The organism is Pseudomonas sp. 05N434, assembly GCF_056396965.1.
The window spans coordinates 1-519 of sequence record NZ_JBFTMK010001082.1; the positions used below are offsets into that span (position 1 = coordinate 1).

A 519-nucleotide genomic window follows, 5' to 3' on the forward strand; every position below is an offset into this window, starting at 1 on the left:
CCCGGCGTGACAGGCCGGTATTCTAACCGACTGAACTACCGCTGCGCTAAACACTTGAAACGAATGGTGGGTGATGACGGGATCGAACCGCCGACATTCTGCTTGTAAGGCAGACGCTCTCCCAGCTGAGCTAATCACCCTTCGCTTCGTTACGGGACGCATTATGCCACAAGTTTTCGTAAAGTGTTGATTTAATTGAAGTTTTTTTCAAAAAAATCCGAAAACCGGTGAAACGACACAACCCGATGGAACAAGGTACAAACTTGAGACAGAAAAAAACCCGCCTCAGCGGGTTTTTCCGTGGTGAYCTGGCGTTCAGTGKTCCAGGTTACCGAATATGGCGCAGCGGACGGGACTCGAACCCGCGACCCCCGGCGTGACAGGCCGGTATTCTAACCGACTGAACTACCGCTGCGCKAAACRCTTGAAACGAATGGTGGGTGATGACGGGATCGAACCGCCGACATTCTGCTTGTAAGGCAGACGCTCTCCCAGCTGAGCTAATCACCCTTCGCTTCG

3 tRNA genes are annotated in these 519 nt (G+C 52.8%); all 3 read right to left on the reverse strand.

From position 1 onward, the window contains the following. Positions 1 to 64: 64 nt before the first annotated feature. A tRNA-Val gene (locus AC1DLB_RS31835) sits at positions 65 to 140 on the reverse strand. A 198-nt stretch (positions 141 to 338) separates the two neighbouring features. After that, positions 339 to 415, reverse strand: a tRNA-Asp gene (locus tag AC1DLB_RS31840). 19 nt (positions 416 to 434) lie between these two features. Then, positions 435 to 510: transfer RNA gene (locus tag AC1DLB_RS31845), tRNA-Val, on the reverse strand. Positions 511 to 519: the final 9 nt, after the last annotated feature.